The organism is Halomonas sp. 5021, assembly GCF_036663435.1.
GTDB classification, from domain to species: domain Bacteria; phylum Pseudomonadota; class Gammaproteobacteria; order Pseudomonadales; family Halomonadaceae; genus Vreelandella; species Vreelandella janggokensis.
Window position 1 is genome coordinate 50545 of record NZ_JAXOVU010000009.1, and the last position, 23635, is coordinate 74179.

Sequence of the window (23635 nt, forward strand, 5' to 3'; positions counted from 1 at the left end):
GGGCCACAGTCAATGAACTACCCTATTCTTCCCGACGAAGAGGCTCGGCTGGCGGCGCTTTACGAATTGGCGCTGCTGGACACGCCGGAAGAACCCGCATTCGACCGGGTGACGCGTCTGGTCACCCAATTACTGAATGTACCGACCTCGACCGTCACGCTGATTGACGCCAAGCGGCAATGGATAAAATCTCGTGTGGGAACTGAGCTTCGTGAAACATCACGTAGCGTGGCTTTCTGCGCCCATACCATTGCGGAATCTGCGCCGCTGATTGTTGAAGATACCCGAGAAGATCCGCGTTTTGCCGATAATCCGCTGGTGACCGTGCCAGGCGGAGTGCGTTTTTACGCGGGTATTCCGCTGCGCACATCAAAGGGGTTGGCGTTGGGGTCGCTGTGTGCCGTGGACACTAGGCCACGTCGGCTTAGCGACGCCGAGATCAACGCGCTTAAAGACCTTGGATCGATTGTTACTGATGAAATTCACCTGCGTGAGCGGTTCCTGTTTGAAAAGCAGCGCCGGGAAGCATCCCAGTCATCTCTCGAAGCGCTGCACCTGGATCTTGAAAACCAGATTGAGCGGCGCACCCGAGAGCTGAACCTGGTGATCGAGTCGGCCTATGATGCCTATATCAGCATTGACGATAACGCCGTTGTGCTGGACTGGAATCGAGCCGCGACGACGATGTTTGGCTGGACGCGCAGGGAAGCACTGGCGCGCTCCATTGAGCATTTGATCTTTCCTGATGGCATGCCGGAAGGCGACCAGCAGACGCCCGTCACCTACTACGCGGCACGTCGTGACGGCAGCTCATTGCCGGTGGAAATGCGCATCAAGTCGCTCGATATAGAGGGACGCAGGCAGCGCAGCCTGTTTCTCCACGATGTTACCGAGCGCATACAGCTCGAGCGCCTGCGCGATCTTGAAGCCCGTGAAGACGCACTTACCCAACTGCCCAACAGGCGGGCCCTGGATGAGCGGTTGCCAGAGGCGATGGCGCGCACCCGGCGCCAGCAAACGGCTCTTGCGGTGCTGTTCATGGATCTCGATGGGTTCAAGGCCGTCAATGATCTGCATGGCCATGCAGCCGGTGACGAACTGCTGCGTGAAATCGCCAAACGTCTAAGCGCCGCCGTGCGTGAAACCGACTACGTAGCCCGCTGGGCCGGAGATGAGTTTGTCGTGCTGCTGGAAAACATCGCCCTCGATGCCGCCGAGCGGCTTGCCCGGCAGTTGATTGATACCCTCGAGCAGCCCGTACAGCTGCAGGAGGCGGAGGTGCATGTCAGCGCCAGCATTGGCGTGGCGCTCTATAAGCCAGACGTAAGTGAAACGGCACTGGAACTGCTCAAACGCGCCGACGTTGCCATGTATAACGCCAAACATGCCGGTAAAGCACAGGCCTGTATGGCTGACGCGCCCGCATGAAGGTGTCTGCCAAAACGTCATCAGTTAACCATCAGGGACGATCATGATTCGGACGCTGTTAACGACCCCCGAAGGTGAAGTACACGAAGGCGACGCAAAGCTCATCGACCTGTGGCGACAAACCCCGGGCAGTCATATCTGGGTGGATATGCAAGGCGAAAGCCAAGCCGTCGAGCAGCGCTTTTTGGAAGACTTTGAATGCCACCCGATGGCCATTCAGGATGCGCATAAAGAGCGCCATCCACCCAAAATCGAAGAGTTCGATCACCACACACTGATCATTTACCGCGGTATCTCCTCGTTTGATGCCCAGTTGAACTTCGTGCCCCAGCAAGTGAGCTTTTTTGTCGGTGAGCGCTTCCTGGTCACCCTTCACCCGGGCGAAGCGTTAAGCATCAAGCGTCTGTTCAATGAGCAGGGCAGTGCACTACTGGCTCACTCCCCAGAGCATGTGGCACTGCGGGTGATGTACCTGTCGGCCGGGTATTACATCGATAGCCTGCTGGAATTCGAAGTGGCGCTCAGCGATCTGGAAGATGAACTGCTGGATAACGGCAATGACGTATTGATGCGGCGTATAACCGCCTACCGCTCGCGGCTGGTGAAAATGCGTCGAATCTTCAGCTACCACAAGGGGATTACCCAGGAACTGACCGCCTACGACTATGCCCACCTGCCGCGTGATAAAAGCGACACCCTCCACGCGATTACTGACGTGGAAGAGCGCTTTGAGCGGCTCTATACGCTCACGCAAATGTATTACGACATCTGCGGCGATCTGGTCGATGGCTACATTTCGATTTCATCGCACCAGCTCAACATCACCATGCGCGTGCTGACGGTGATTACCGCTATCTTTGTACCACTCACCTTTATTGCCGGTATCTACGGCATGAATTTCGAGTATATGCCCGAGCTTGGCTATCGCTACGGCTATTTCTTTGTCTGGGGGGTAATGCTGGGTATCGGTGGGATGCTGATCTGGCTATTCAAGCGCAAGCACTGGTTTTGACACCCAGGGTGACCTGATGGAGACGACACAAAAGTTTGTTATGGTCATTATCAGGCACAACATCTTTATCTCTTAGTCGAGAGGAGCCCAGCGAATGGCAGACGCAAATGCTAGTTCAACGCCGCCGACAACCATGGCGGCCATGCTGCTAACCGGGCATGGCGGTATCGAGAAGCTTGAGTACCGTCAGGATGTGGCGACCCCCAAACCCCAGGCAGGCCAGGTCCTGGTGCAGGTCACGGCGACGGCTAAGAACAATACCGATCGTAAGGCCCGCGAGGGACTGTACCCTACCAAGGACAAGGGCGACGTGACCTCGTTTGCCATGGGCGGTGAGCCCACGCTGACGTTCCCACGCATTCAGGGCGCCGATGTGGCGGGCCGTGTCGTGGCGGTGGGCGAGGGCGTTGATGCTTCGCGGATCGGTGAGCGGGGGCTTCTGGATTTCAATCTGTATGCCGATGATCGCCGTGATATCAACCTGACCCCGGATTACTATGGCCACGGGGCCGATGGTGGCTATGCCGAGTACATCGCCGTACCGTCTGACCAGTTTCACCACGTGCCCAACCCGGCGCTGCACGATGCCGAGCTTGCCGCCATGGGGATGTGTTCCTACCAGACGGCCTACCACATGATGACATCCGCCGGGATCGGCGCCGGAGAGCGTGTGCTGGTCACCGGTGCCAGCGGCGGGGTAGGCACGGCGCTGATTCAGCTTTGCCGGGTAGTCGGCGCGATTCCCTACGCCGTCAGTCAACCCGATAAAGCCGATGCACTTCTCGCCCTGGGGGCCGAGGCGGTGATCGACCGCGGCGATTTACCCACCTTTGTCGATCGCGTGCTGGCTACCACCGGCGGCCAGCCCATCGACGCGGTGATGGACCTGGTTGGCGGTGAGATGACCAACCTGTTCATCGATACCATGATTGTCGACATGCAGCACCGTAAACGTTACCCGCGGCTTTCCATCGCCGGGGCCAGCGGCGGCAATCTCAGCGAGGTCATGTGGACGCGCATCTACCTCTACCAGGTGCAGATCTTTGGGGTCTCTCACGGCACGCGGGAAGAGGCCGAACAGCTCATTGCCTGGATTCGTAGCGGCGAGTTGAAGCCGGTGTTGCATGCGGCCTTCAAACTGTCCGAACTCCATGACGCCGAGCGCTATTTCGTCAATCGTGGCAGTAACTATCTCGGCAAGATCGTGATTGTCCCGGATAGCCAATGGGAGTCCCATGGCGCTCCGTTTGCCCTTAACGCTTCCTAACTGCAAAGAGTCCGGCGAATGAATACTCAACATACCATCCAGTTAATGGACACCCACGCGGGAGGCGATGTCAGCCGTATTGTAACGGGGGGTATTGATCACCTTCCGGGCAATAGCGTCCGCGAGCAGATGGAGTATCTGCGCGATGATGCCGACGGCCTGCGTCGGCTGTTGCTTGAAGAGCCCTACGGCATTCCCGAGATGTCCGTAGACCTGCTAGTGCCACCCAGCGACCCGGAAGCCGTCGCCGGTTATATCATCATGGAAGTCATGGGCTATCCGATCTATTCGGGGTCCAACACCTTGTGCACCGCCACGGCAGTGCTGGAAAGCGGTATCGTACCCAAGCAGGAAGGCATCCAGCGCTTCAAGCTCGAAGCCCCCGCCGGCCTGGTGCAGGTAGAGGCCAAGGTACATGACGGGGTCGTAGAGTCGGTCACCTGTGGCGGTCTACCGAGCTATATCGACACCTACCGTGAGACGATCGACGTGCCCGGCATCGGCCCGGTGACCTATTCGGTCGCTTACAGTGGCGGCTTTTATGCGCTGGTGGATGCGGCTGAATTAGGCTTCAAGCTGACCCTGGAAGAAGAGTCGGCGCTGGCGCTGTGTGCGCATAAAATCGTCGAAGCCATCAAGGCTGAGCGCGGTTTTTCCCACTACACCCTGGGGGATGTCGGGCCGCTGCCGTTCCTGCACTTCATGGGGCCTGAAGAAAAGGTCGCTGAAGGTTATGTGCGTTCTCGCTCAACGACCTACGTACATCCCGGCGTTATTTGCCGCAGTACCACCGGTACGGGGACGTCCGCGCGGCTGGCGTTGATGCATTACGAAGGACGACTCAGGCAAGGCGACAAGCTGGAAACCGTGTCACTGCGCGATACAGGTTTTATCGGCACCTTCATCGATACCCACCAGGAAGGCGCTTATCACGTGGTGGAGAACACCATCACTGGGCGCAGTTACGTGCTGGCGCACTCGGATATCGTGATCAACTGCGATGATCCATTGGTTAACTGTGGTGAGCTTCACCACATCCTGAGCGACCGCCATCACCCGCCACGCGCTGAATTACCTTCAGAGACGACATAGCCTTCGGCCTCAATACGTTCCCATACCGGGGCCTTGTCGGCCTCGGTCATCTGCCCCCAGCAAGCGATTTCATCCAGACGTCGCCCGCAACCTTCACAAAGTGATTGGGTCGGTTCTATGCGGCAGATCTGACGACAGGGGGAGAGCGGACGGTCAGGGAGGGATGAAGTCACAGGTATCGTTAACCTCTTGGATGTAGCAAAACGGCGGCTAAAACTGGAATGCCAAGGGTACCATGTCTTTGCGTATTGGCTGGGTGTGGTAGCGTGATAACTCCTTTTGTCTGCAATGAGGAAACGCCATGCATTATTTGCTCGACGAAACGCCGCTTGAAGTGGGCACTCTGTATCGGCTGCTATCCGGCTCGGTTTGCCCTCGCCCGATTGCCTGGGTAGCGACCCAGGACCGCCAGGGCAATGCCAATCTTGCCCCTTTTTCGTTCTTCAATGTCGTCAGCGTCGATCCGCCCGTACTGGGGTTCTCGCCGTTACAGAACGGCCAGGGCCGCAGCAAGGATACCGTGCGTAACCTGGAAGAGAATCCCGAGTGTGTGGTGCATGTCGGTAGCGAAGCATTGGTCGACGCGCTCAATACCACCAGCGCAAGCCTGCCACCCGGCGAGGATGAATTCACCCTGGCAGGACTTGAAAAAGCCGCCATGCCCGGTGTGTCGGTCCCCCGCATTGCCAACGCGCCGGTTGCGTTCGGTTGCCGACTGCGCGACATCATTCGCTTTGGTGACCAGCCCATGTCAGGCAATCTGGTGCTTGCCAACGTGATCTCCCTGCATCTTGACGACGATGTCTGGGACGGTCGACACGTCAGCCTGGAAATACTCAACCCTGTGGGTCGACTGGCAGGTAGTGACTATGTTCGCACCACCGACCGTTTCGCGCTGCAACGCCCCCGCTAAGCTGGCAACGAATGAATCAGACCCTGCTTAACAAACGTTTGTTTACATACTTCGCTACAATGTTTACTTAGAAATTAAGGATAATTGTCCTTTAGTCCTATATTCTGCGGCCGATAGAACTGTTGGGGGGATCACGCAGTGGTTATGCGTGGTGACCTCTACAGCGCTATAACACTGTTTTAAAAATGTTTTTAGAAATGTTTTTAAAAGTGTTCTTAAAAGTGTTCTTAAAAAAAGTGCTGAGACAGCCGTGCCTGGCAATCAAGCTGTACTCGGCAATAAAGCGGGCAAGCAGATAAAGGAGGGGGGCAATGCGACGATTTTGGATAGCGTTACTGGCGAGTGTGGTGTCGATTTCGACAGCCCACGCGGAACTCAAGTTTGCCATTGTAGCACCCGACAGCGGGCCGGCCGCATCGCTTGGGCAGGGCATGAAAAAAGGTATCGACACCTACTTCGCTGAAGTCAACGCGTCCGGAGGCGTCAATGGCGAAACGCTGACACTTTCCGCCTTTGACGACAGGTATGACCCGCTCACCGCTGCTCGCCATACCCGCGACGTGGTCCAGGACGAGGATGTCCTGGCAGCGATCGGCAATGTGGGTACCCCCACCGCGACCGTCACCATACCGATTTACAACGAAGCCGAAACGCTGCTGTTCGGCGCTTTCACCGGCGCGGGAGTGCTACGCAAATCGCCTCCCGACCGTTATGTCATCAACTACCGCGCAAGCTATGTGCAGGAAACCGCCGCCATGGTGGATGGCCTGATAGAGGCAGGCATCGAGCCGCAAGAGATTGCCTTTTTTACCCAAAACGACAGCTTTGGCGACGCGGGCTATAACGGAGCCAAGCAAGCGCTTGAGGCGCAGGGCTTTACCGGCACCGATAACCTGGCCCATGGCCGCTTTTCTCGCGGTACCCGCAATGTCCATCAGGGGCTGGCCACCATTCTGCAAGCTGCTGAAACGCCCAAGGCGGTGATTATCGTGGGTACCTATGGCCCTGCCGCCGACTTTATTCGCGAAGCCCGCCAGGATATGCCCGACGCCGTATTCCTCAATGTGTCCTTCGTCGGCAGCCAGGCGCTGTTGAACGAGCTGGGTGACCAGGCAGACGGCGTGATCGTGACTCAGGTTGTACCGCCACTGGATTCTGATCTGCCGGCGGTCGACGAATATCGCCAGGCGCTTGATGCGTATGCCGATGGCAGTGAACCCGACTTTGTTTCCCTGGAAGGTTATCTGGCGGCAAAACTGTTTGTGGAAGGGGTTAAGGCGGCAGGTGATTCGCCGGATCGAGAAGCCATTGTTGACGGCCTGCTTGGTCTTGGCGAGATCGATATCGGCCTTGAGGAGCCGCTGCATCTGGGGCCTGACGATCACCAGGCCAGTGACAGTGTCTGGCCGACAATTATTACCGATGGCCAATTCGAGTTAGTAGAGTGGTCAACGCTGCTGCGCTAACGCTCATACCCGCCGCTGTTACGTCATTTACCCTGATACGAGCGAAGCTAGTCTAATGAAAAAAACACTCAGTTTACGTGCCATGTTGATAGGCCTGTTTCTGGCCGCCGTTATCGGTGCCGTTGTACTGGCCGTCACCGGCTGGGCAACCAATCAGCGCTTGATCGACTCACAGCGTTACATCACCAATGATGTGATGCCATTGCAAAATGCCAGTCGCGAAATGGTGTCGACGATGGGCGCTTTTGGCCAGCGTCATGCCGATCTGCTGGCGGCTGAAAGCGCAGCTGACATGGCTGACATTACCCCGCGGGAGACGCTTGATGAGCGTTTCAGCCAGGCGCGCAATGACCTGGCTGCCGACGATGCCGAAACCCAGTCAAGCCAGTTGGCCGCTCTTGATGAGCACTACCAGACCCTGCTGGAGAGCGATACTTCACTGCAAAACGTTCGTCAGGAAGAGCTTGCCCTGCAAGCACAGATGGATGAAAAGCTCGCCGAGATGCAGGCGCTGATCGGCGAGGTCATGAACAGTGCCGGCGATATTGCCGGACGGACCGCGCTGGTTCAGGTGCGTGAACAACGTGCGCTTGAAGACCGCCTGAATGCCTGGCGCCAGGACGGAATGACAACATTGCCTACCGGTCTGCTGGATAACCTGTTCAGCAATGAAGCCGATGTCACCCGGCTAAGCAGTGAAGTGCGCATTGCTGTGGCGATGCTCGCCGATTTGGGGCGACGCTTGATGCAGGTCGAAAGTGAAGATGAACTGGTCAATCTGCGTTACAACCAAATTGGTCAGCAAATTGGTTTGGCCCGCCAGTCGTTGGCAGGTATTACCCGTTCGCCAAGCACCGATACCGAGCAGATGGAACTGGTGAACGGGCTGGATGACATTATTGTCGAGCTGGAAAGCTTGATGATCAGTGACGACAGTTCGGTTTATGCCTTACGCCAGCAGCAGTTGGACCGCCAGGCACAGGTCCAGAACGAGCTGAATAACGTCAGCCAGGCAATGGCGCAAATGGGCGACGCCTTGACAGACGTGGAAGCTTACGCGGTAGAGCAGGCCGACACTGCCGCTGCGCAGGCCGAAGCGCTGGCCAATGCAGGCCGTACGCTATTGATCGTTGTGACGCTTGTGGTCATTACGCTGCTGGCAATTTTCGGCTGGCGTACCATGGTACGGGTACTGGGGCCGCTGACGACCATGCGTCGACAGATGGAAAATATCAGCGGTGCTGCCGGTGAAAACGCTGATCTTTCCATGCGCCTGGATCTGCAGCGTAACGACGAAGTCGGGCAAACGGCCCAGGCCTTCAACCGCATGATGGATACCTTTGAAGGGATGGTGGCGCAAATTCGCCAAAGCGCCGAGGCGATTGCCGCGAGTAGCCGACAGATTGCCTCGGGTAACGAAAACCTTTCCCAGCGTACCGATCAACAGGCGGCTTCGCTGGCGGAAACCGCCTCCAGCCTTGAGCAGATCACCGCGACGGTCAAGCAGACCGCCGATTATGCGGATCATGCCAAAGGCGCGAGCACCAGCGTTGACCAGCGCGCCCGTTCTGCTGGCGATGTCGCTCAACGGACCACCGAGGCGATGGGTAACATTCGCGAATCCAGCGAAAAAATCACCAGCATTATCAAGGCGATTGACGATATTGCCTTTCAGACCAACCTGCTGGCGCTGAATGCATCGGTGGAAGCGGCGCGGGCGGGCGAGCAGGGCCGCGGTTTTGCCGTGGTGGCCCAGGAAGTCCGCAAGCTGGCAGGGCGAAGCGCTGAGGAAGCGGCACAAATTCGCCATCTGGTCGACGACAGCGTGGCCAAGGTCAGCGAAGGGGAGCACTTGGTCAACGCGTCCAGTACCCACCTCCAGGAAATCGTCGATAGCCTGGGTGAAGTCACGCGCTACGTGACGGAAATCGCTCAGGCGACCCATGAGCAGTCGTCCGGCATCGAGCAGATCAATCAGGCGATTGCCCAGTTGGATCAGGTGACCCACCAGAATGCCCGCCTGGTGCAGGAGGCTTCAACCGAAAGCCAGACGCTCGACGAGCGAGCCGGCGACATGAACCTGCTGGTAAGCCGATTCCGGGTTGGTGAAGACGCCGGTCAACGGCATTTATCACTGCCGGAGCAAAAGGCCGCGCCTCGCCTTAGCTAACGCGTACGTTCTACCCACCGTCATCACAGTATGTGGAGATGGTGGGTAGTGTAGTAATGGCCTACTACCCGTCTTTTACCCACCCTTGCTACGCTCAATACACACGCGACTCCGCGTAGTAACGCTATCTTGAGCAATGCGGTTGTTGATTAATGATTGATAACCTCGTTGCTGATAACAAGGAGACTTGAGATGAGCAGCAAGCGCATTTTAATGATTACCGGCGACTTCACCGAGGATTATGAAACCATGGTGCCGTTCCAGGCGCTAATGGCGGTGGGCCACCAGGTAGATGCGGTATGCCCCGACAAAAAAGCGGGGGATAGCGTGGCGACGGCGATCCATGATTTCGAAGGCGACCAGACCTACACCGAAAAACCCGGCCACCGATTCGCGCTCAACGCGACCTTCGCCGATATCGATCCGGCGGATTACGATGCCTTGGTGGTGCCCGGTGGTCGTGCGCCGGAGTATCTTCGCCTGAACAAGCAAGTGCTCACCATGGTGCAGCACTTTTTCGAGGCCGATAAACCGGTAGCAGCGATCTGCCACGGTGCGCAGCTGCTAGCGGCTGCCAAGGTGCTGGACGGCAGGCAGTGCTCCGCTTATCCGGCTTGTCAGCCCGAGGTAGAGCTTGCCGGGGGGCGCTTCGCCAACCTGGAGGTGACCGATGCAGTAACCGACGGCAATCTGGTGACCGCGCCCGCATGGCCTGCACACCCTGCCTGGCTGGCCCAGTTCATGGCGGTACTGGATCGCTGACATCATCGCCGCCCAATGATCATCCTACGCCCAGGTTATCTGGGCGTAGTCCTGTATGGCGGCTATGCTGGAAACATGAATCACGGTGAAGAGACGGTGTGATGTGCAAACTGTTTATCGATGCAGACCCCTCGCTTTGGCAAAGTGCCAGCCACTCACTGCGCATTGACGGCATGGTGACCAGCGTACGTCTGGAGAATTATTTCTGGCAGATACTCGGTGAAATTGCCCGGCGTGACGGTATGAACACGGCGCAAATGATCACGCGGCTGTATCACGAATCCATAGCCGCCGGGCATGATGCGGGCAACTTCACGTCGTTTTTGCGCGTATGTGCGCTACGCTACCAGGCCTTACAGTTAAGCGGGGATATACCGCAAAATCTGGAGGTGCCGATTGCGTCGCTGGATGCCGAGCAGATGGTTTGTCGCGACACTATTCCACAGGCAAAGCAGGTCCACTGACGCTCTATTCAAATCGCTCACCCAGGCGATCAAGGAAGGTTTCAATGCGTAATGCGTTGGTACCTACATCGCTTGCGCCCAGCCGCGACGCCGAGCGCATATCCACTCGTACGCCGTTTTCCTGCTCGGTCAGGCGAATCACCACGTCATCCTTGAAGCCAAACCAGGGGGTGGTGGCCGTTGCCTCAATGGTATTATCAGTCATCGTTTCAATCTGCCAGCCAGCGGCTTCCACTTCTGCCTGAGCCGCGCCAAGAACGCTCGGCGCTGGTGCCGATACTACGAGAGGTTCCACCTCAGGGTAAGCTTCCTGTTGTTGGCGGGCGGTTTCTTCACCGGGATAATCAACAGCGTTGGGCGCGGCGTCTCTGGCATCGCGCAAGGCATCAAAGGCCGGTGGGTTCTGCGTGTCGGTGGTAATATCATGAATCATCGGGGCCTGCTGAGCACGCTGCCAATGCTGCCACGGCAAATAAAGCAGCGCGACGGTGCCCGAAAAGACGACAATCGCCACGACACCCGCGCCAAAGCGGCGGGTCATCGCGCCGGCGATCAGCAGTAGTAGGCTCAGCGCCCCGGCAGCAGCGGCCACGTACACACCATAGCGTAGCAGGCTGAAGGCATCACCGAGTGCGATGAGCTCCCAACGGTAAGCGGGGCCTGCCAGGCCCATCAGTATGGCGGCCCCGAGCAAAGCAAGCACGCTCAGCCATGCCAATAGGGTAGGCCATTTGCCCCCTTTCGGGTGCTGAGCGCTTGATTGTGTTGCCATGCCTTTCTCCCAGCGTTCAAAGCGTTAATATATTCAGGATATCTTCAGCATAACCAGCTATTGATCGGTATGCCTGTTTTCCCGACCAGAGAGCCTCTGACCACGATGACCCAGCACGATACCTACACCACGATGGCAAAACAGGTGCGCACATTGCTGGTAAACGCACCTCGCGATGCATTGCCCATGACCTATCAGCAGGTGGCGAACGCGCTAGGGCTTACGCCGCCCCGTACTATCCAGCGCGTTGCTCAGGCGCTCGAGCAGCTCATGGAAGAGGATGTGGCCGCCGGTCAGCCAATGGTCGCGGCCTTAGTCGTCAGTCGCCAAGGTGCCGGTCTTCCCGCCGCTGGCTTTTTTGATCAGGCGGTGGCTCTGGGGCGTTTCCCTGCCGACGCCCGCCAACATGAAGCGTTATATATCGCTGAGCGTGACAGGGCGCTTGAATCTCGACATGCTTGAATTTCGAAACGACCCGTTGCAACCACGCTATCCTTTGCGCAGTGGGTCGAGTAGGCCGCTCAGGCCGTTATGGTCGATCTCATGCATTAAATGTAGCAGTTGACCGATTTCGCCGGTTGGAAAACCCTCCCGCGCAAACCAGTTCAGGTAGGGCCCGGGCAAGTCGGCAATAAGCCAGCCTTCATATTTGCCGAAGGGCATTTTACGTGTCACCAGCTTTTCCAAGTCTTCTGGGTTCACCTGTTGATTCCTATAACGCTTGATGGAAGCACCTTTTATCGTTTCAAAACGCTATTATCAACGCGTAATGGATTTTATTTTGGTACGGCGCGCTCTAGGATAAGGCAATTCAGCCTGGCTGGCGCAAGGCGTTAGCCAACCCAAAAGTGGTATGAACACAACTCACCTTTCAGGAGATAACCATGAGCCTTTCCCCGTTTCATCTGGCGATTCCCGTCTACGACCTGAATGCCGCGCGGGCGTTTTATAACGATGTGTTTGGTTTGTCTGAGGGTCGCTCAAGCGATCACTGGGTCGACTTCAACTTCTTTGGTCACCAGTTGGTGATCCATGAACACCCCAAAACGCCAGGCCAGGAAGAGGTCCATACCAATCCGGTCGATGGCCACAATGTGCCGGTGCCGCATTTTGGTGTGGTGCTTGGCTGGGATGAATGGGAAGCCTTGGCAGAACGCCTCAAGGCCCGTGATACCGACTTCGTGATTGAGCCTTATGTGCGTTTCAAGGGCGAAGTGGGCGAGCAGGCCACCATGTTCCTGCTCGACCCGTGTGGCAACGCGCTGGAGTTCAAGGCCTTCAAGGACATGAGCCAGCTATTCGCCAAATAGCCCTTTTTTCGAGATAACACAGTCTCAAGAGCGCATGGCCTGCTCCTGGCGACGATGCTGCAACGGCGCGTCGCCAAAATAACGCTTATAGTCGCGGCTGAATTGCGGCACGCTACGGTAGCCCACCGCCTGTGCCGCCTGGCTGACGTTATGGTCGTCCTGAAGCAACAGCTGTTGGGCCTTGATCAACCGGAGTTGCTTGATGTACTGGGTCGGCGATGCGCGAGTAATTTGTTTGAAGTGCTGATGAAACGTCGAGGGACTCATACTCGCCTGCCGGGCTAGCTGATCAACGCTGTAATCATTGGCAAAATCGCGATGCAGCAACGACAGCACTTGAACGATGCGTGCGTAATGGCCGTGGCCGCGCACCAATGCCTTGAGCGCCTGCCCCTGCTCTCCTTTCAGCGCCTCAAATACCACATCGCGTATCCGTGCGGTGCCCATTGTGTTGAGCTCTGAAGGCTCATGAAGGGCATGCACCAGGCGTAATACGGCCGCCTGCATGCCTGGTGTCATGGCCACCGATGCCATGGGCAGCGTGGTCTGGCTGTGGCTGGGTGCATCGCCCATGGTGGTGACCATCTCGCTGAGCAGGGCTGGCTCCAATTGAATGGAAACCCCCAGCAAGGGCGCTTCAGGCGAGCCGTAGGTTTCACACTCGAACGGCAATGGCAGGGTTTGTACCAGGTACTGGCCCGGGTCGTAATGAATTTCCCTGTCTCCCAGGTAGCCGATCTTACGGCCCTGGGCGATGATAATCAGACTAGGCTGGTAAAGCAGCGGCGTTCGCGGTTGGTGGCGGTCAAGGCTGAGGAGCGATACCCCGCTTAGCGCGGTAGGCGTCATGCCTTGCTGATAAACCAGTGGGGTAATCAATTCGGCCAGCTCGCTGATGACCGGTGTCTCCTCGCCGTCGTCAGGGTTGGCTACGTCGATCGGCATGTCGGCCTCATGATAAAGTTTTGTTGATAGGATAATTATGACAGTTTTCTAAGGATCTTTTGTTATTTTATAGCAATTATATGGAGGATCATGCAAAAGTTTCGTAGATTCACTCATCGCTAAAAGCGCTCTTGAGGTCGATACTGGGAGCCAGTCCCTAGTTTTCAGGGAATCATCCGAACAAGGAGCTTTATTTGATGAGCGAAGCAAAAGCCTACGCCGCCTTTTCTGCAGAAAAACCGCTAGCCCCGTTTACCTTTGATCGTCGCGAACCCCGCCCAGACGATGTCGCCATTGATATCATGTACTGCGGCGTTTGCCATAGTGACCTGCATTTCGCCAAGAATGACTGGGGAATGACCCAGTACCCAATTGTGCCCGGTCACGAAATCGTCGGCCGCGTTACATCTGTTGGCGACAAGGTAAGCCGCTTCAAAGAAGGCGATATTGTCGGTGTTGGTTGTATGGTGGATTCCTGCCGTACCTGCTCGGCCTGCCAGGATGGCGTGGAACAGTATTGCCTGAACGGGTTTACCATGACTTACGGTAGCGAGGACCGTCAGGATGGCACCATGACCCAGGGCGGTTACTCCAACAAGATCGTGGTCAGCGATCACTTTGTGATGAAAATGCCAGATGGCATTGACCTGGCGTCTGCGGCGCCGATCTTATGCGCCGGTATCACTACCTATTCGCCGCTCAAGCATCACGGTGTGGGTGAAGGCCACAAGGTGGGCGTCATCGGCATGGGCGGCCTGGGCCATATGGGCGTCAAACTGGCCAAAGCGCTGGGCGCTGAAGTCACCGTGTTTACCCGCTCGGACGCCAAGGTGGAAGAAGCCAAGCGCAACGGTGCGGATCATGTTGTGGTATCCAGCGACCAGGCACAGATGGACGCCGTGGCAGAGACCTTCGATTTCATGCTCGACACCGTGCCGGTCCAGCACGATATCAACCCATATCTGGCGTCTCTCAAGTACGACGGCACACACATCATTGTGGGTCTGTTGGAGCCCATTGAGCCGGCCATTGAAGGCTTCAATCTGGTCTTCAAACGCCGCGTGGTCGCCGGGTCGCTGATTGGCGGCATTGCGGAAACAGAGGAAGTGCTGCAGCTGTGTGCCGACCAGGGGATTACCTGCGATGTTGAAATGCTGGATATCAACAACATCAATGAAGGTTTTGAGCGCATGGAAAAAGGCGATGTTCGCTACCGTTTTGTCATCGACATGGCAACCATCTAACGCCTTGCCGTTAGTCCAACGCTAGCTTACGTGACTGCCCGGTGATGAGCTTTCTGCCCATCACCGGGCTTTTTTGTGAGACTAACGTCTAAATTTTCCTAATGTGACTTCATTTTCGGCGTTGCCTGCCGATAGGCCTTGATACCTATTCTTAAAAACCCCAAGGGATCAACAGGATGAAGCACCTCTCGATTAAATGGAGCCTGACCGCCGCGCTGGTTATCTTACTGCTGATGATTGGGCTGATTGGCGGGCTGGGCTTCTATTCGAACACCACCAGCGAAAATGCGCTGAACGAGCTGGCCATCAACAACGGAGAGTTGGCCAACGCCGCCAACCGCACCCAGGTCAACGCATTGCGCGCCCAGATTTTTCTCGATCGCTATGCCAGCTTCAGCATGCAAGGGAACCCGGAAAAAGGCCAGGAGAGCCAGGCGATGGCCCAGGCCGCCATTGAGGCCGCCGACGAGCGTTTCGAGCAGTTCCGACAGGTTGAGCTTGCCGAGGATGATCCTCGCAATGAGTACGTTGACGAGATGGTATCGACCTACGATGCGTTCGTGACCGAGGGTATTAAACCTCTGCTGGAGGCAGCACCGTTCCAAGTCCAGCGCAGCCAGGAAGACTTAAGCGAGCTGGGTATCGCCTTTGACGATGCCATGCAGGCGTTTACCCATTATGCCAATCAGCGCAGCGACGAAATGCTGGTCGAGGTTTCTTCGCTGAACCGTATCGTCGGCATTATCGCCATTGTCCTGTTGGTCGCGGCCGTACTGGCGACGCTGATCATGCGCATGGTGATTGTTCGCGGACTGGTCACGCCGCTGCGAGAGGCGGTGGAGCACTTCGAGCGTATCGCCAGCGGCGACTTGACTGCCGACATCGAGGACCGGGGACGTAACGAGGTAGGCCAGCTTTATAAAGGGTTAGCCTATATGCAGACCAAGCTTAAATCGCTGGTGGTCTCGCTGCGCGAAAGCAGCGATAGCGTATTCAGCGGTACTGGGGATATTTCCGCAGGCAGCCAGGACCTTTCCGCACGTACGGAACAGCAGGCTTCCGCACTTCAGCAAACCGCCTCCAGCATGGAGCAAATGGCCACCGCGGTGAGCCGCAATACCGAAACCGCCCAAGAGGCAGATCAGCTGTCGGTGTCGGCTTCGCAGTCAGCGGAAAGTGGCGGCAAGGAAGTGGCCCATACGGTGCAACTGATGCGTGATATTGCCACCAGTGCCGAGCGCGTTAACGACATCATTGGCGTGATCGACTCAATTGCCTTTCAAACCAATATTCTTGCATTGAACGCTTCGGTAGAAGCGGCGCGGGCTGGCGAACAGGGGCGCGGGTTTGCCGTGGTTGCCAGCGAAGTGCGCCAGTTGGCAAGCCGCAGTGCCGAATCGGCTAAAGAGATCCGCCAACTGATCGAGGCCACCACCGGCCAGATTCATCAGGGTGCGCAACAGGCTGAAAGAAGCGGTGAAACGATCAATGACACCGTGGATTCCATCCGCCAGGTCACCACCCTGGTAAGCGAAATCTCCACCGCCACGCGGGAACAGAACAACGGCATCGAACAGATAAACGCCGCCTTGACTGAAATGGACTCGGTGACCCAGCAAAACGCCGCGCTGGTGCAGCAAACCAATGTGGCCGCTGCCTCGCTGGAAGGTCAGGCAAAACAGCTTGCCGCCCTGATGGCCACCTTCCGCCTGGAAGAGGGCGGTGCTGCGCTGTCCAGCGCTGATACTCGCAAGCCGGATGTCTCGCAGCCGAACGCTACATTGGCGGCGCCGGTATCAGAACCCCCACGCAGCAAGCAGACAGCGACGGCGCAACAGGATAACGATGATTGGGACGAGTTCTAGCAAAGCGTAAGGCGCGTCCCCGCCTCAAGCGAGGCGGGGACGGGCGGGTCAGACTCGAGCAGATACCCTTAAACGGACATAGTCGGCGGTCCAGTTGCCCTGTGCATCGCGCAGGCTGTGGCCCAATAGAAGTTGGGTGTTGTCGATCACTGATTCACGCAAATCATCTTCCAAACCATGGAAGAACGGATTGGCGAAGGTGTTCAGCCAGCCGGTCATGCCGGCGGGAAGTCGCGTTGGGCGAGGGATAAGCTCAATCGACTCGACCTTGAAGCCGACGGTTTCCAGCAGGTGGCGATAATCTTCCGCCGTTGGGAAATACCAGGGGTGGCGGCCACGCGCGCTGATACCGCGGAACTGCAGGGCGCCAATCAACGCAGTGCAAATGGCGGCGACGTTGCCATGCCCGCCAAACTCGGCGACAAAACGCCCGCCCGGTTTCAGGGCGCGTTTGATACTGGCCAGTACCGCTTGAGGGTCGAGCATCCAGTGCAGCGCTGCGTTGCTGAAAACCGCGTCGAACTCCTGATCGAACGGCATCTGGTAGGCGTCCATGACCCGCGCGTTCAGCCCGCGCTCCTGGGCGGCACTGACCATGTCTTGCGAGGCATCGATTCCCACCACCTCAGCCCCGCTCTTGGCGATGCGCTCGGTTAGTACGCCATCGCCGCAACCCAGGTCCAAAATCCGTTCACCCTGCTTGGGGGCAAGCAATGCAAGCACTTCGTTGCCCATGTCGGGGACAAAGTTGGCATGCTGGGCATATCCTTCAGGGTTCCAGGATTGCCGAGTCGACTGGCGTGATGTATCGGTCATAAATGCATCCAAGCGTGGTGTTCCGTTAAAACCATTGACTAAGTATAGCGTGACATCGGGGTTGGTGCGTTGTGCGCAAGGCGTTTTACTGCAACCCAAGCGTTGGTTTTTGTATCTGAAGGGACCTGAGTAGGTAAGGTCGCTCCGGAAGCATTTGGCTATCCAATTCTCAGGGTTACCGCTAGGCTAGTAGCCTGTTGTTTTGTTGGAATTTTGGATTGTTGGCAGAGGACGCAAGGTTATGAACCAGGAAGTGCATCACGCAGAAGATGATTTTGAAGGTGGCCTGGATGCGGAGGCGGCCGGTGAGCAAGAGACCGACGACACCATCGAGCGTTCAAAGCGAAACACTGAGAATGCCGAGCAGCAAGAGGCCAAAGAACTTCCTTCTCAGGCTGCCGCCGTTCACCAGCGGCTGCGCATGGATGGCCAAAAGGAGCTGGCGCGCGGCTCGATGGCACTGCTGCTGTCGGCGGTGGCCGCGGGCATCTCGATGAGCTTTTCCATGGTGGCACGGGGTGTCATGCACGCCAAACTGCCGGATAGTGATGTGGGGTTTCTGATCGAGTGCCTGGGTTACACCATCGGCTTTATTGCCGTGATCCTGGCCCGCCAGCAGCTGTTTACGGAAAATACCGTGACGGCGGTATTGCCCATTATGAGCAACCCGACACGGAAAAATTTTGCTTTCCTGGGGCGTCTCTGGAGTGTGGTGCTCGTCGGTAACTTATTGGGCGCGGCACTTTCTGCTGCCACGTTTCTGTATATGCCAATGTTTGACGCGGCCACTCATGAGTCGTTTACCGCGATTGGCGAGCACATGATGGAAAACTCGCCCTACGAGATGTTTGCCAAGGCCATTCTCGCCGGCTGGATGATTGCCACGCTGGTGTGGCTGATTCCCGCGGCCGGGCAAGCCAAGGTGTGGGTCATCATCATTATTACTTACGTCATGGCGATCGGCGAGTTCACCCACATCGTGGTGGGTGCGAGCGAAGGGTTTTACCTGTTGCTGATCGGTAATATCAGTTGGAGCGAGCTGGTGTTCCAGTTTGGCCTGCCCACGCTGGCGGGTAACGTGATCGGGGGTACCTTTATTTTTGCGTTGATCAGCCACGCACAAATTCGCGGCGACAAGGATCTTTCCGTGAAGGCCAAGCCGGACGACGCCAACGGTGGATCACGCGATTAGCGTTGACAGCCTGCCCGCGGGGATCAACTTCGCTGGTATGCCCAAACGCTAGTTGGGGGGCAGCAGGCATGCTCAGGTGAATTGGCTATACTCGGTTGTGAAGACCCCGCATAACAACAACGTGGCTCAGGAGGATCCAATGACCCTACAGCGTGCCTACTGCCTGCTGGCAGCCTTTTATAGCCTGTTATTGGTAATCGGCATTATTGCCATATTGATGGGTGGCGGTACGCTGCTCGCGGCGGTGTATCTGGTCGTCGGTTTTTTTGCCGTGCTGGGGCTTTGGGGAATAAGCCTTCAGCGCAGCGTGATGAACCCGCGTATGTGGCGACCGCTGGCGGTTGCACTGGCCGTGGGTGCGGTCGTGCAATTTGTGGTGATGCTGCAAATGTCGGTGTCAGGTGTCACCCTGACATGGGTATTGACCAGCAGCATCTTTGCCATTCTGCTGGCGATTATGCTCTATCACTACGGTAACCGCGACCAGCCGCTGTGGGCCACGGAAGACGAGAGAAGTGATGCAAACCGATTACGGGTCATGCTCCAGCAGCAAACAGCGCTCACTGCGGTTCACCGCGAAGGCGAGCGCGAAAACCATGCCAACGTGTTCAAGGTAGGTAACGAGTACGAGGCCAATATCACCCGCCACTCGCCGGAAGGTCAGGAAGCTTTCAGCGAACGCTTCCGCCATCCCGAGTCGTTGGTGTTCTTCCTGGAAAAATTTGCCAGTATATCGATCAACGATTTTCAAAGGCCCACCGCTAACTGATTGCCTCGCGATCTTCCTCTAGCACTTCATCGATCCAGGCCAGCCAGGTCTGGGTCAAGCGTTTGCCCAGGCGCAACGTGTGCCACGGGGCGCGCTCGTGCGGGTGAAGTGAGTCGGGAGAGGAAAAACACGCCGACTCAATAGCCTGGTAGCTATCCATCCGTTCCTCCAAGGTGTTGCGCAGCGAAGCCAGTTCCGCATGGCGGGCGTCGGCTGGCCAGCGTTCCCAGACAAAGAATTTGGCAAACAACGGCGACCTCACGGGTTGGGGCCCCAGTGGGCTGGCCAGCCACGATTCCAGAAATGCAATTCCTTCCGAGGTAATGTGGTAAACCTTGCGATCCGGCTTGTCGTATTGGGCCACGGTCTGACAGCTCAACAGTTGCTCTCGATGCATTTTGTCCAGCTCACGGTAAATCTGCTGGTGGCTGGCCTGCCAGACATGAGCGAGTCCTGTCCTGAAACGCTGTAGAACGTCGTACCCAGTACCCGGTTCGCGTTGTAGTGTGATAAGCAGTACGGCTCGTAATGACATGGATGGCCTCGTTGCATTTATGCATATTGTTGCATACTGAGCGCGTCGCTACTATGCTTCTTGATATGCAACAAGTTGCATTTAATGTCAGGGCGTTCAGGATCAGAGGCGCGAGAGGAATGTGGTGTTAACGTTACATCTGTGGGCATCGTTTACAGGACTTGGTGTAGGCGTAATCGTATTGCTAAGGCATAAAGGCGACTGGCTGCACAAAACCTTGGGCATAGCGTGGGTATCTGCAATGGTGGCATCGGCGCTCAGCTCCTTTTGGCTGGGGGGTGGGGTGTTTCCCATGATCGGTCATTGGGGCCCTATCCACCTGTTATCGTTGTGGATGCTGGTAGCTATATCGCTAGCGCTTCTGGCGATCCTGCAGGGCCGTGTCCGAGATCACAAACGATGGATGCTTGGCGCTTATGTCGGCTTGTTAGGCGCCTTTATCGGCACATTGATGCCTGGGCGGTGGGTCTCGGCTCAGTTGGGCATCTGGTGACAAGGAGTAGTGAATGTTTCTAGGATTGAGTGCCTTTCCGCTCACCCCCATGAACGAGCACAGGCCCGACGAACACGCGTTTCGCTAGAAAAAACACCCGGCCGTGGCCGGGTGTGATAGTGCGTGAAACAGTGGTTACTCGACGAGTTCGAGCAGGCGGTCAGGATAGTTGGTGAACAGACCGTTGACGCCCATGTCCATCAGACGCTCCATTTCCTCGGTTTCGTTGATGGTATAGACGTGCACCGGCAGGCCGTTTTCCTGGGCTTGCTGGACAAAGTCGGCGTCAATGACCTCCTGGCCGTCATAGAGGTAGTTCGTGCCGATGCCCACGGCGTAGTCGGCAACTACCTGGAAGTCTTCATCGGTAATCTCGGCGGGGCCCGGTGTTACGCCTGTCCACTCCACCAGTGTCGAATCGTCTTCTTCGCTGGGGTAGTACCACACCAGCTGGATCAGCGGTACGTCGTCGTTAAGTTCCTGCACTTTCAACAGGCTGTCCTGCTCGAAGGACTGAACAAGGACGCGACCGTTCTCGATCATGTCGTATTCTTCCAGCTTTTCCACCAGTGCTTCTTCCAGGCCCGGGTTCAACTGGGGCGACTTTGTTTCGATGTAGTAGCGGGCATCGTGACCAAAGTGTTCGAACAGCTCATCCAGGGTGAGCATCTGCGCCCCTGCAAAGTCATCGCTGGCGCTATCGGGGTTTGCCTCGTTGAACCAGGTGCCGGTATCCAGCGCCTTCAGCTCTTCCAGGGTGTAGTCGTTGATCGCGCCTTCGCCATCGCTGGTGCGGTCGATGGCGTCATCATGAAACACCACCACTTCACCGTCGGACGAAAGCTGGGCGTCCAACTCCAGGTAATCAACCCCCCACTCATGGGCCAGTTCGTAGGCCGCCATGGTGCTCTCCGGCGCATGGCCGCTGGCGCCCCGGTGGGCGATGACTTGAAACGATTGCAGATCTTTTAGCTGCTGCTCCAGCGGCGAGGTATCCGCCAAGGCGGCGGTCGTGGCAGCACCAGCGAAAAGACCCAATGACATGGCGACAATCAGAGGACGACGTTGCATAGGAATTCCTTAAATTGAATGTTTGATCAATAACCCTACACGGATTCACGAATGAAAGCCAAACGGTGAGTCTCATCGGAATACGCGTAATGATGATGGCGCTGCATCATTGGGTTGGTGCGCATCGTTCGCTAGAAGTAACGGGAAAACCCAAGGCTCGCCTCGGTAGCCGATTGGTCTCGCTGCAGTTCAAACCGGATATCCCACGCAGTGGATAGCGCCACCCGATGTTGTAGTTGCCACTCCGTCCGCTGGCGGTCGTCGTAACCAACGTTTCGCCGATGGGTCAGCTGCAAGTGGGTGCGCTGGCGTGGCGACCAGCTACTGACCACGCCCGCTTTGATCATGGGTACCGCTACCCCTTCGTAATGCCGTTGGGTGCGCAACTGGGCACCTGCCAGGACGTACGGCAGGTGAGAACCTAGCGACCATGACTTACCTCCCAGCACATTGGCCACGCCATCGAAGCAGCGTCGGCAGCTTAAGCGATTCCGCTGGATCCCCGCCGATATCTGCCAGGCGGTTTGTGGCAGGGTAGGCAATGTAATAGCGTTGGTGTGCAGGTTGGTAATGTTAAAAAGGTCGAAACGCTGTAATGATACCCCTTGTTCGTCGGCGTTGATTTCGACGTTGGCAATTTCAACCGCCGAATGGGGCATGCGCGCCCGATTGGTATCCAGTAGATCGTACTGAAGTGGTCGAAATCTAAGGCGAAACGCATTGCCCGAGTGACTGTTATGGACACCGCTGACATTCACCAAGGCAGGTGGCGCCACTTCATGTATGGCAGGTGGTTTGGGGTGGTTCGTCTGCGTATCCCCTTTGGGGAGGCGCAATCGCGCCTGCAGCAGTTGCCGCTCGATTTCCGGTAGCTGCTCGGTATCGCCGGTTTGGCGCAGAAAAGAGGCGTGGCTGAGCAGCGTATCCAGAACGTCGCTTCGTTGAGCAGCAGGCAGCTGGGTAAATTCGGCCGCCAGCATCTGCAGGTTATCTTCCTCGGGCCATACGGCGTTCGCCGCCTCTTGTTGACGCGCGCTTAGTGCCGTGAACTGGCGTTGGGTCGTGAGCCGTCGCGATGGGATGTGGCGCGTGTCGGCGAGCAAAGGCTGGCCGTGATGTTCTGCGCGACTCAAGGTTCTTAACAGGTCTTCAGGGGCCACCCATGGAGAAATACCCGGCGTCAGGTCCTCATCGATAACCAGCTCAAGTGTGCGGGCAATGCGTGACGCGCAGTTCTGGGATAAAAACAGATACTCGTAATCTTGACCTACAATTTCAAAAAGGTGCGCTGTTAAAAGCGACGCTTCCTGATCCGTCAGGCGTAACTGGTAATGCCATAAATCACGCATTTCCCGTTCGGAATAAAGCGTGGCATTGCGATAGAAGGACGCATTGGAAAATGTCGCGTTGTAGCCGCCAAAAAGGCCCTTGGCCATGTAGGTCAGCATGCCGTCATCGTTTGGAACATCCGCGCCGAAGTTCAGGCTGGTATCCAGCAGGTGTTGTGGATTCGACGACGCGCCAACGCTCTGTCCGGAAGCCGAGTGAAGCATGATGTGACCAAAAAACGAGGCGGGATTGCCGAGATAGCCCGTCGCAAACATCAGGCCCAGACCGGCGCCCTGATGCGTTGATTGCCATTCGTTGAATTCAGGGCAGTCAGCACCTGGCCACTGCTCACCTGTTTTTTCTGAGAGCCACATGGCCCGCGCAGGAAATTGGCAGCGGGCATGTTTCCCCGGTGCGCGGGAAGGCGAGCGCAAGGCGGCAAGCGTTGCTTCCAGTTCGGCACGAGGATCGTAGCGGCCATTTTCAGCTAGGAAAAAGGCGTCATCGATCACGGCGCTGCGCGGCGGAGAAAAAGGCGTCTGGCGGTCAAAATGCAGTAGCGAACGCCATTGGGGGTGTTGCGAAAGGGTCGTTTCTTCTGCGTGTAACAGGGTGCTAGACAGTGAGCATAGCAACAGGGTCGTCAGCCAAAGCCGCCGCATGCGCGAAGTATCCTTTAGGGAAGCGGAGTGGGCTGGCAGAAAGCCAGCCCACATGAGG

Annotated in this window: 24 protein-coding genes; 16 read left to right on the forward strand and 8 right to left on the reverse strand. The window is 57.0% G+C overall.

The annotated features are described in order from the left end of the window. Window positions 1-12 precede the first annotated feature (12 nt). From R3F64_RS14145 to R3F64_RS14160, 4 genes are all read left to right on the forward strand, one after another. The gene (locus R3F64_RS14145; protein ID WP_332612112.1) at window positions 13-1428 is read left to right on the forward strand and encodes a diguanylate cyclase domain-containing protein; all 1416 of its coding nucleotides are present in this window, start codon (window positions 13-15) and stop codon (window positions 1426-1428) included. 43 nt (window positions 1429-1471) lie between these two features. After that, on the forward strand, window positions 1472-2440 hold the full coding sequence (locus R3F64_RS14150; protein ID WP_085917843.1) for a magnesium transporter CorA family protein: 969 nt from the start codon (window positions 1472-1474) through the stop codon (window positions 2438-2440). A gap of 94 nt (window positions 2441-2534) precedes the next feature. Further along, window positions 2535-3707 carry an alcohol dehydrogenase catalytic domain-containing protein gene (locus R3F64_RS14155; protein ID WP_332612115.1) on the forward strand — a complete coding sequence of 391 codons (1173 nt, stop codon included), beginning with the start codon at window positions 2535-2537 and terminating at the stop codon, window positions 3705-3707. A gap of 18 nt (window positions 3708-3725) precedes the next feature. Beyond that, the gene (locus R3F64_RS14160; protein WP_332612116.1) at window positions 3726-4799 is read left to right on the forward strand and encodes a proline racemase family protein; all 1074 of its coding nucleotides are present in this window, start codon (window positions 3726-3728) and stop codon (window positions 4797-4799) included. On the opposite strand, the gene R3F64_RS14165 is transcribed toward R3F64_RS14160, so the two are convergent. Further along, the gene (locus R3F64_RS14165; protein ID WP_332612118.1) at window positions 4760-4972 is read right to left on the reverse strand and encodes a DUF1289 domain-containing protein; all 213 of its coding nucleotides are present in this window, start codon (window positions 4970-4972) and stop codon (window positions 4760-4762) included. The two genes, R3F64_RS14160 and R3F64_RS14165, sit on opposite strands and share 40 nt — an antisense overlap. Window positions 4973-5100: 128 nt before the next feature. Here R3F64_RS14165 and R3F64_RS14170 point away from each other — a divergent pair, with 128 nt between their 5' ends. The 5 genes from R3F64_RS14170 (at window position 5101) to R3F64_RS14190 (ending at window position 10574) form a co-directional block, all read left to right on the forward strand. Then, window positions 5101-5712: a flavin reductase family protein gene (locus tag R3F64_RS14170; RefSeq protein ID WP_309782014.1), complete on the forward strand. Its 612-nt coding sequence runs from the start codon at window positions 5101-5103 to the stop codon at window positions 5710-5712. 311 nt (window positions 5713-6023) lie between these two features. Beyond that, the gene (locus R3F64_RS14175) at window positions 6024-7178 is read left to right on the forward strand and encodes an ABC transporter substrate-binding protein (protein WP_332612121.1); all 1155 of its coding nucleotides are present in this window, start codon (window positions 6024-6026) and stop codon (window positions 7176-7178) included. Between the two features lie 55 nt (window positions 7179-7233). After that, complete coding sequence (locus tag R3F64_RS14180; RefSeq protein ID WP_264827153.1) at window positions 7234-9348, forward strand: methyl-accepting chemotaxis protein; 2115 nt, start codon at window positions 7234-7236, stop codon at window positions 9346-9348. Between the two features lie 192 nt (window positions 9349-9540). Next, window positions 9541-10110 (forward strand): DJ-1/PfpI family protein, encoded by a 570-nt coding sequence (locus R3F64_RS14185; RefSeq protein WP_085917837.1) that lies wholly within the window; start codon window positions 9541-9543, stop codon window positions 10108-10110. Window positions 10111-10211: 101 nt separating this feature from the next. Continuing rightward, window positions 10212-10574 carry a ribbon-helix-helix domain-containing protein gene (locus R3F64_RS14190; protein WP_332612125.1) on the forward strand — a complete coding sequence of 121 codons (363 nt, stop codon included), beginning with the start codon at window positions 10212-10214 and terminating at the stop codon, window positions 10572-10574. A gap of 4 nt (window positions 10575-10578) precedes the next feature. Here R3F64_RS14190 and R3F64_RS14195 read toward each other — a convergent pair whose 3' ends face one another. Further along, complete coding sequence (locus R3F64_RS14195) at window positions 10579-11346, reverse strand: DUF1499 domain-containing protein (protein ID WP_199284825.1); 768 nt, start codon at window positions 11344-11346, stop codon at window positions 10579-10581. A 105-nt stretch (window positions 11347-11451) separates the two neighbouring features. Between R3F64_RS14195 and R3F64_RS14200 the strand changes: the two genes are divergently transcribed. Then, window positions 11452-11808: a hypothetical protein gene (locus R3F64_RS14200; protein WP_332612129.1), complete on the forward strand. Its 357-nt coding sequence runs from the start codon at window positions 11452-11454 to the stop codon at window positions 11806-11808. A 27-nt stretch (window positions 11809-11835) separates the two neighbouring features. On the opposite strand, the gene R3F64_RS14205 is transcribed toward R3F64_RS14200, so the two are convergent. Beyond that, complete coding sequence (locus tag R3F64_RS14205; protein WP_085917834.1) at window positions 11836-12048, reverse strand: DUF3820 family protein; 213 nt, start codon at window positions 12046-12048, stop codon at window positions 11836-11838. A 182-nt stretch (window positions 12049-12230) separates the two neighbouring features. On the opposite strand from R3F64_RS14205, the gene R3F64_RS14210 reads away from it, so the two are divergent. Continuing rightward, window positions 12231-12656, forward strand: coding sequence for a VOC family protein (locus R3F64_RS14210; RefSeq protein ID WP_066321605.1), 426 nt, complete (start codon window positions 12231-12233; stop codon window positions 12654-12656). 24 nt (window positions 12657-12680) lie between these two features. On the opposite strand, the gene R3F64_RS14215 is transcribed toward R3F64_RS14210, so the two are convergent. Beyond that, the gene (locus R3F64_RS14215; protein ID WP_199284826.1) at window positions 12681-13601 is read right to left on the reverse strand and encodes an AraC family transcriptional regulator; all 921 of its coding nucleotides are present in this window, start codon (window positions 13599-13601) and stop codon (window positions 12681-12683) included. Window positions 13602-13798: 197 nt separating this feature from the next. On the opposite strand from R3F64_RS14215, the gene R3F64_RS14220 reads away from it, so the two are divergent. Together R3F64_RS14220 and R3F64_RS14225 are read left to right on the forward strand one after the other, a co-directional pair. Continuing rightward, a complete protein-coding gene (locus R3F64_RS14220; protein WP_085917832.1) occupies window positions 13799-14845 on the forward strand; it encodes an NAD(P)-dependent alcohol dehydrogenase in 1047 nt (348 codons plus the stop codon). 176 nt (window positions 14846-15021) lie between these two features. Further along, window positions 15022-16710 (forward strand): methyl-accepting chemotaxis protein, encoded by a 1689-nt coding sequence (locus tag R3F64_RS14225; RefSeq protein WP_332612135.1) that lies wholly within the window; start codon window positions 15022-15024, stop codon window positions 16708-16710. A gap of 48 nt (window positions 16711-16758) precedes the next feature. Here R3F64_RS14225 and R3F64_RS14230 read toward each other — a convergent pair whose 3' ends face one another. Further along, complete coding sequence (locus tag R3F64_RS14230) at window positions 16759-17526, reverse strand: class I SAM-dependent methyltransferase (RefSeq protein ID WP_085917830.1); 768 nt, start codon at window positions 17524-17526, stop codon at window positions 16759-16761. Window positions 17527-17767: 241 nt separating this feature from the next. On the opposite strand from R3F64_RS14230, the gene R3F64_RS14235 reads away from it, so the two are divergent. Both R3F64_RS14235 and R3F64_RS14240 read left to right on the forward strand, forming a co-directional pair. Then, complete coding sequence (locus R3F64_RS14235; protein ID WP_085917829.1) at window positions 17768-18718, forward strand: formate/nitrite transporter family protein; 951 nt, start codon at window positions 17768-17770, stop codon at window positions 18716-18718. A 139-nt stretch (window positions 18719-18857) separates the two neighbouring features. After that, complete coding sequence (locus R3F64_RS14240) at window positions 18858-19487, forward strand: hypothetical protein (RefSeq protein ID WP_085917828.1); 630 nt, start codon at window positions 18858-18860, stop codon at window positions 19485-19487. Here the strand turns inward: R3F64_RS14240 and R3F64_RS14245 are convergent. Beyond that, complete coding sequence (locus R3F64_RS14245) at window positions 19480-20022, reverse strand: PadR family transcriptional regulator (RefSeq protein ID WP_332612138.1); 543 nt, start codon at window positions 20020-20022, stop codon at window positions 19480-19482. The genes R3F64_RS14240 and R3F64_RS14245 overlap by 8 nt on opposite strands. 124 nt (window positions 20023-20146) lie before the next feature. Here R3F64_RS14245 and R3F64_RS14250 point away from each other — a divergent pair, with 124 nt between their 5' ends. Further along, window positions 20147-20515 (forward strand): DUF2306 domain-containing protein, encoded by a 369-nt coding sequence (locus R3F64_RS14250; protein ID WP_085917826.1) that lies wholly within the window; start codon window positions 20147-20149, stop codon window positions 20513-20515. Between the two features lie 135 nt (window positions 20516-20650). Here R3F64_RS14250 and R3F64_RS14255 read toward each other — a convergent pair whose 3' ends face one another. Beyond that, window positions 20651-21586, reverse strand: coding sequence for a glycerophosphodiester phosphodiesterase (locus R3F64_RS14255; RefSeq protein ID WP_332612140.1), 936 nt, complete (start codon window positions 21584-21586; stop codon window positions 20651-20653). A gap of 131 nt (window positions 21587-21717) precedes the next feature. Beyond that, complete coding sequence (locus tag R3F64_RS14260; protein ID WP_332612142.1) at window positions 21718-23577, reverse strand: Lnb N-terminal periplasmic domain-containing protein; 1860 nt, start codon at window positions 23575-23577, stop codon at window positions 21718-21720. Between the last annotated feature and the right edge of the window lie 58 nt (window positions 23578-23635).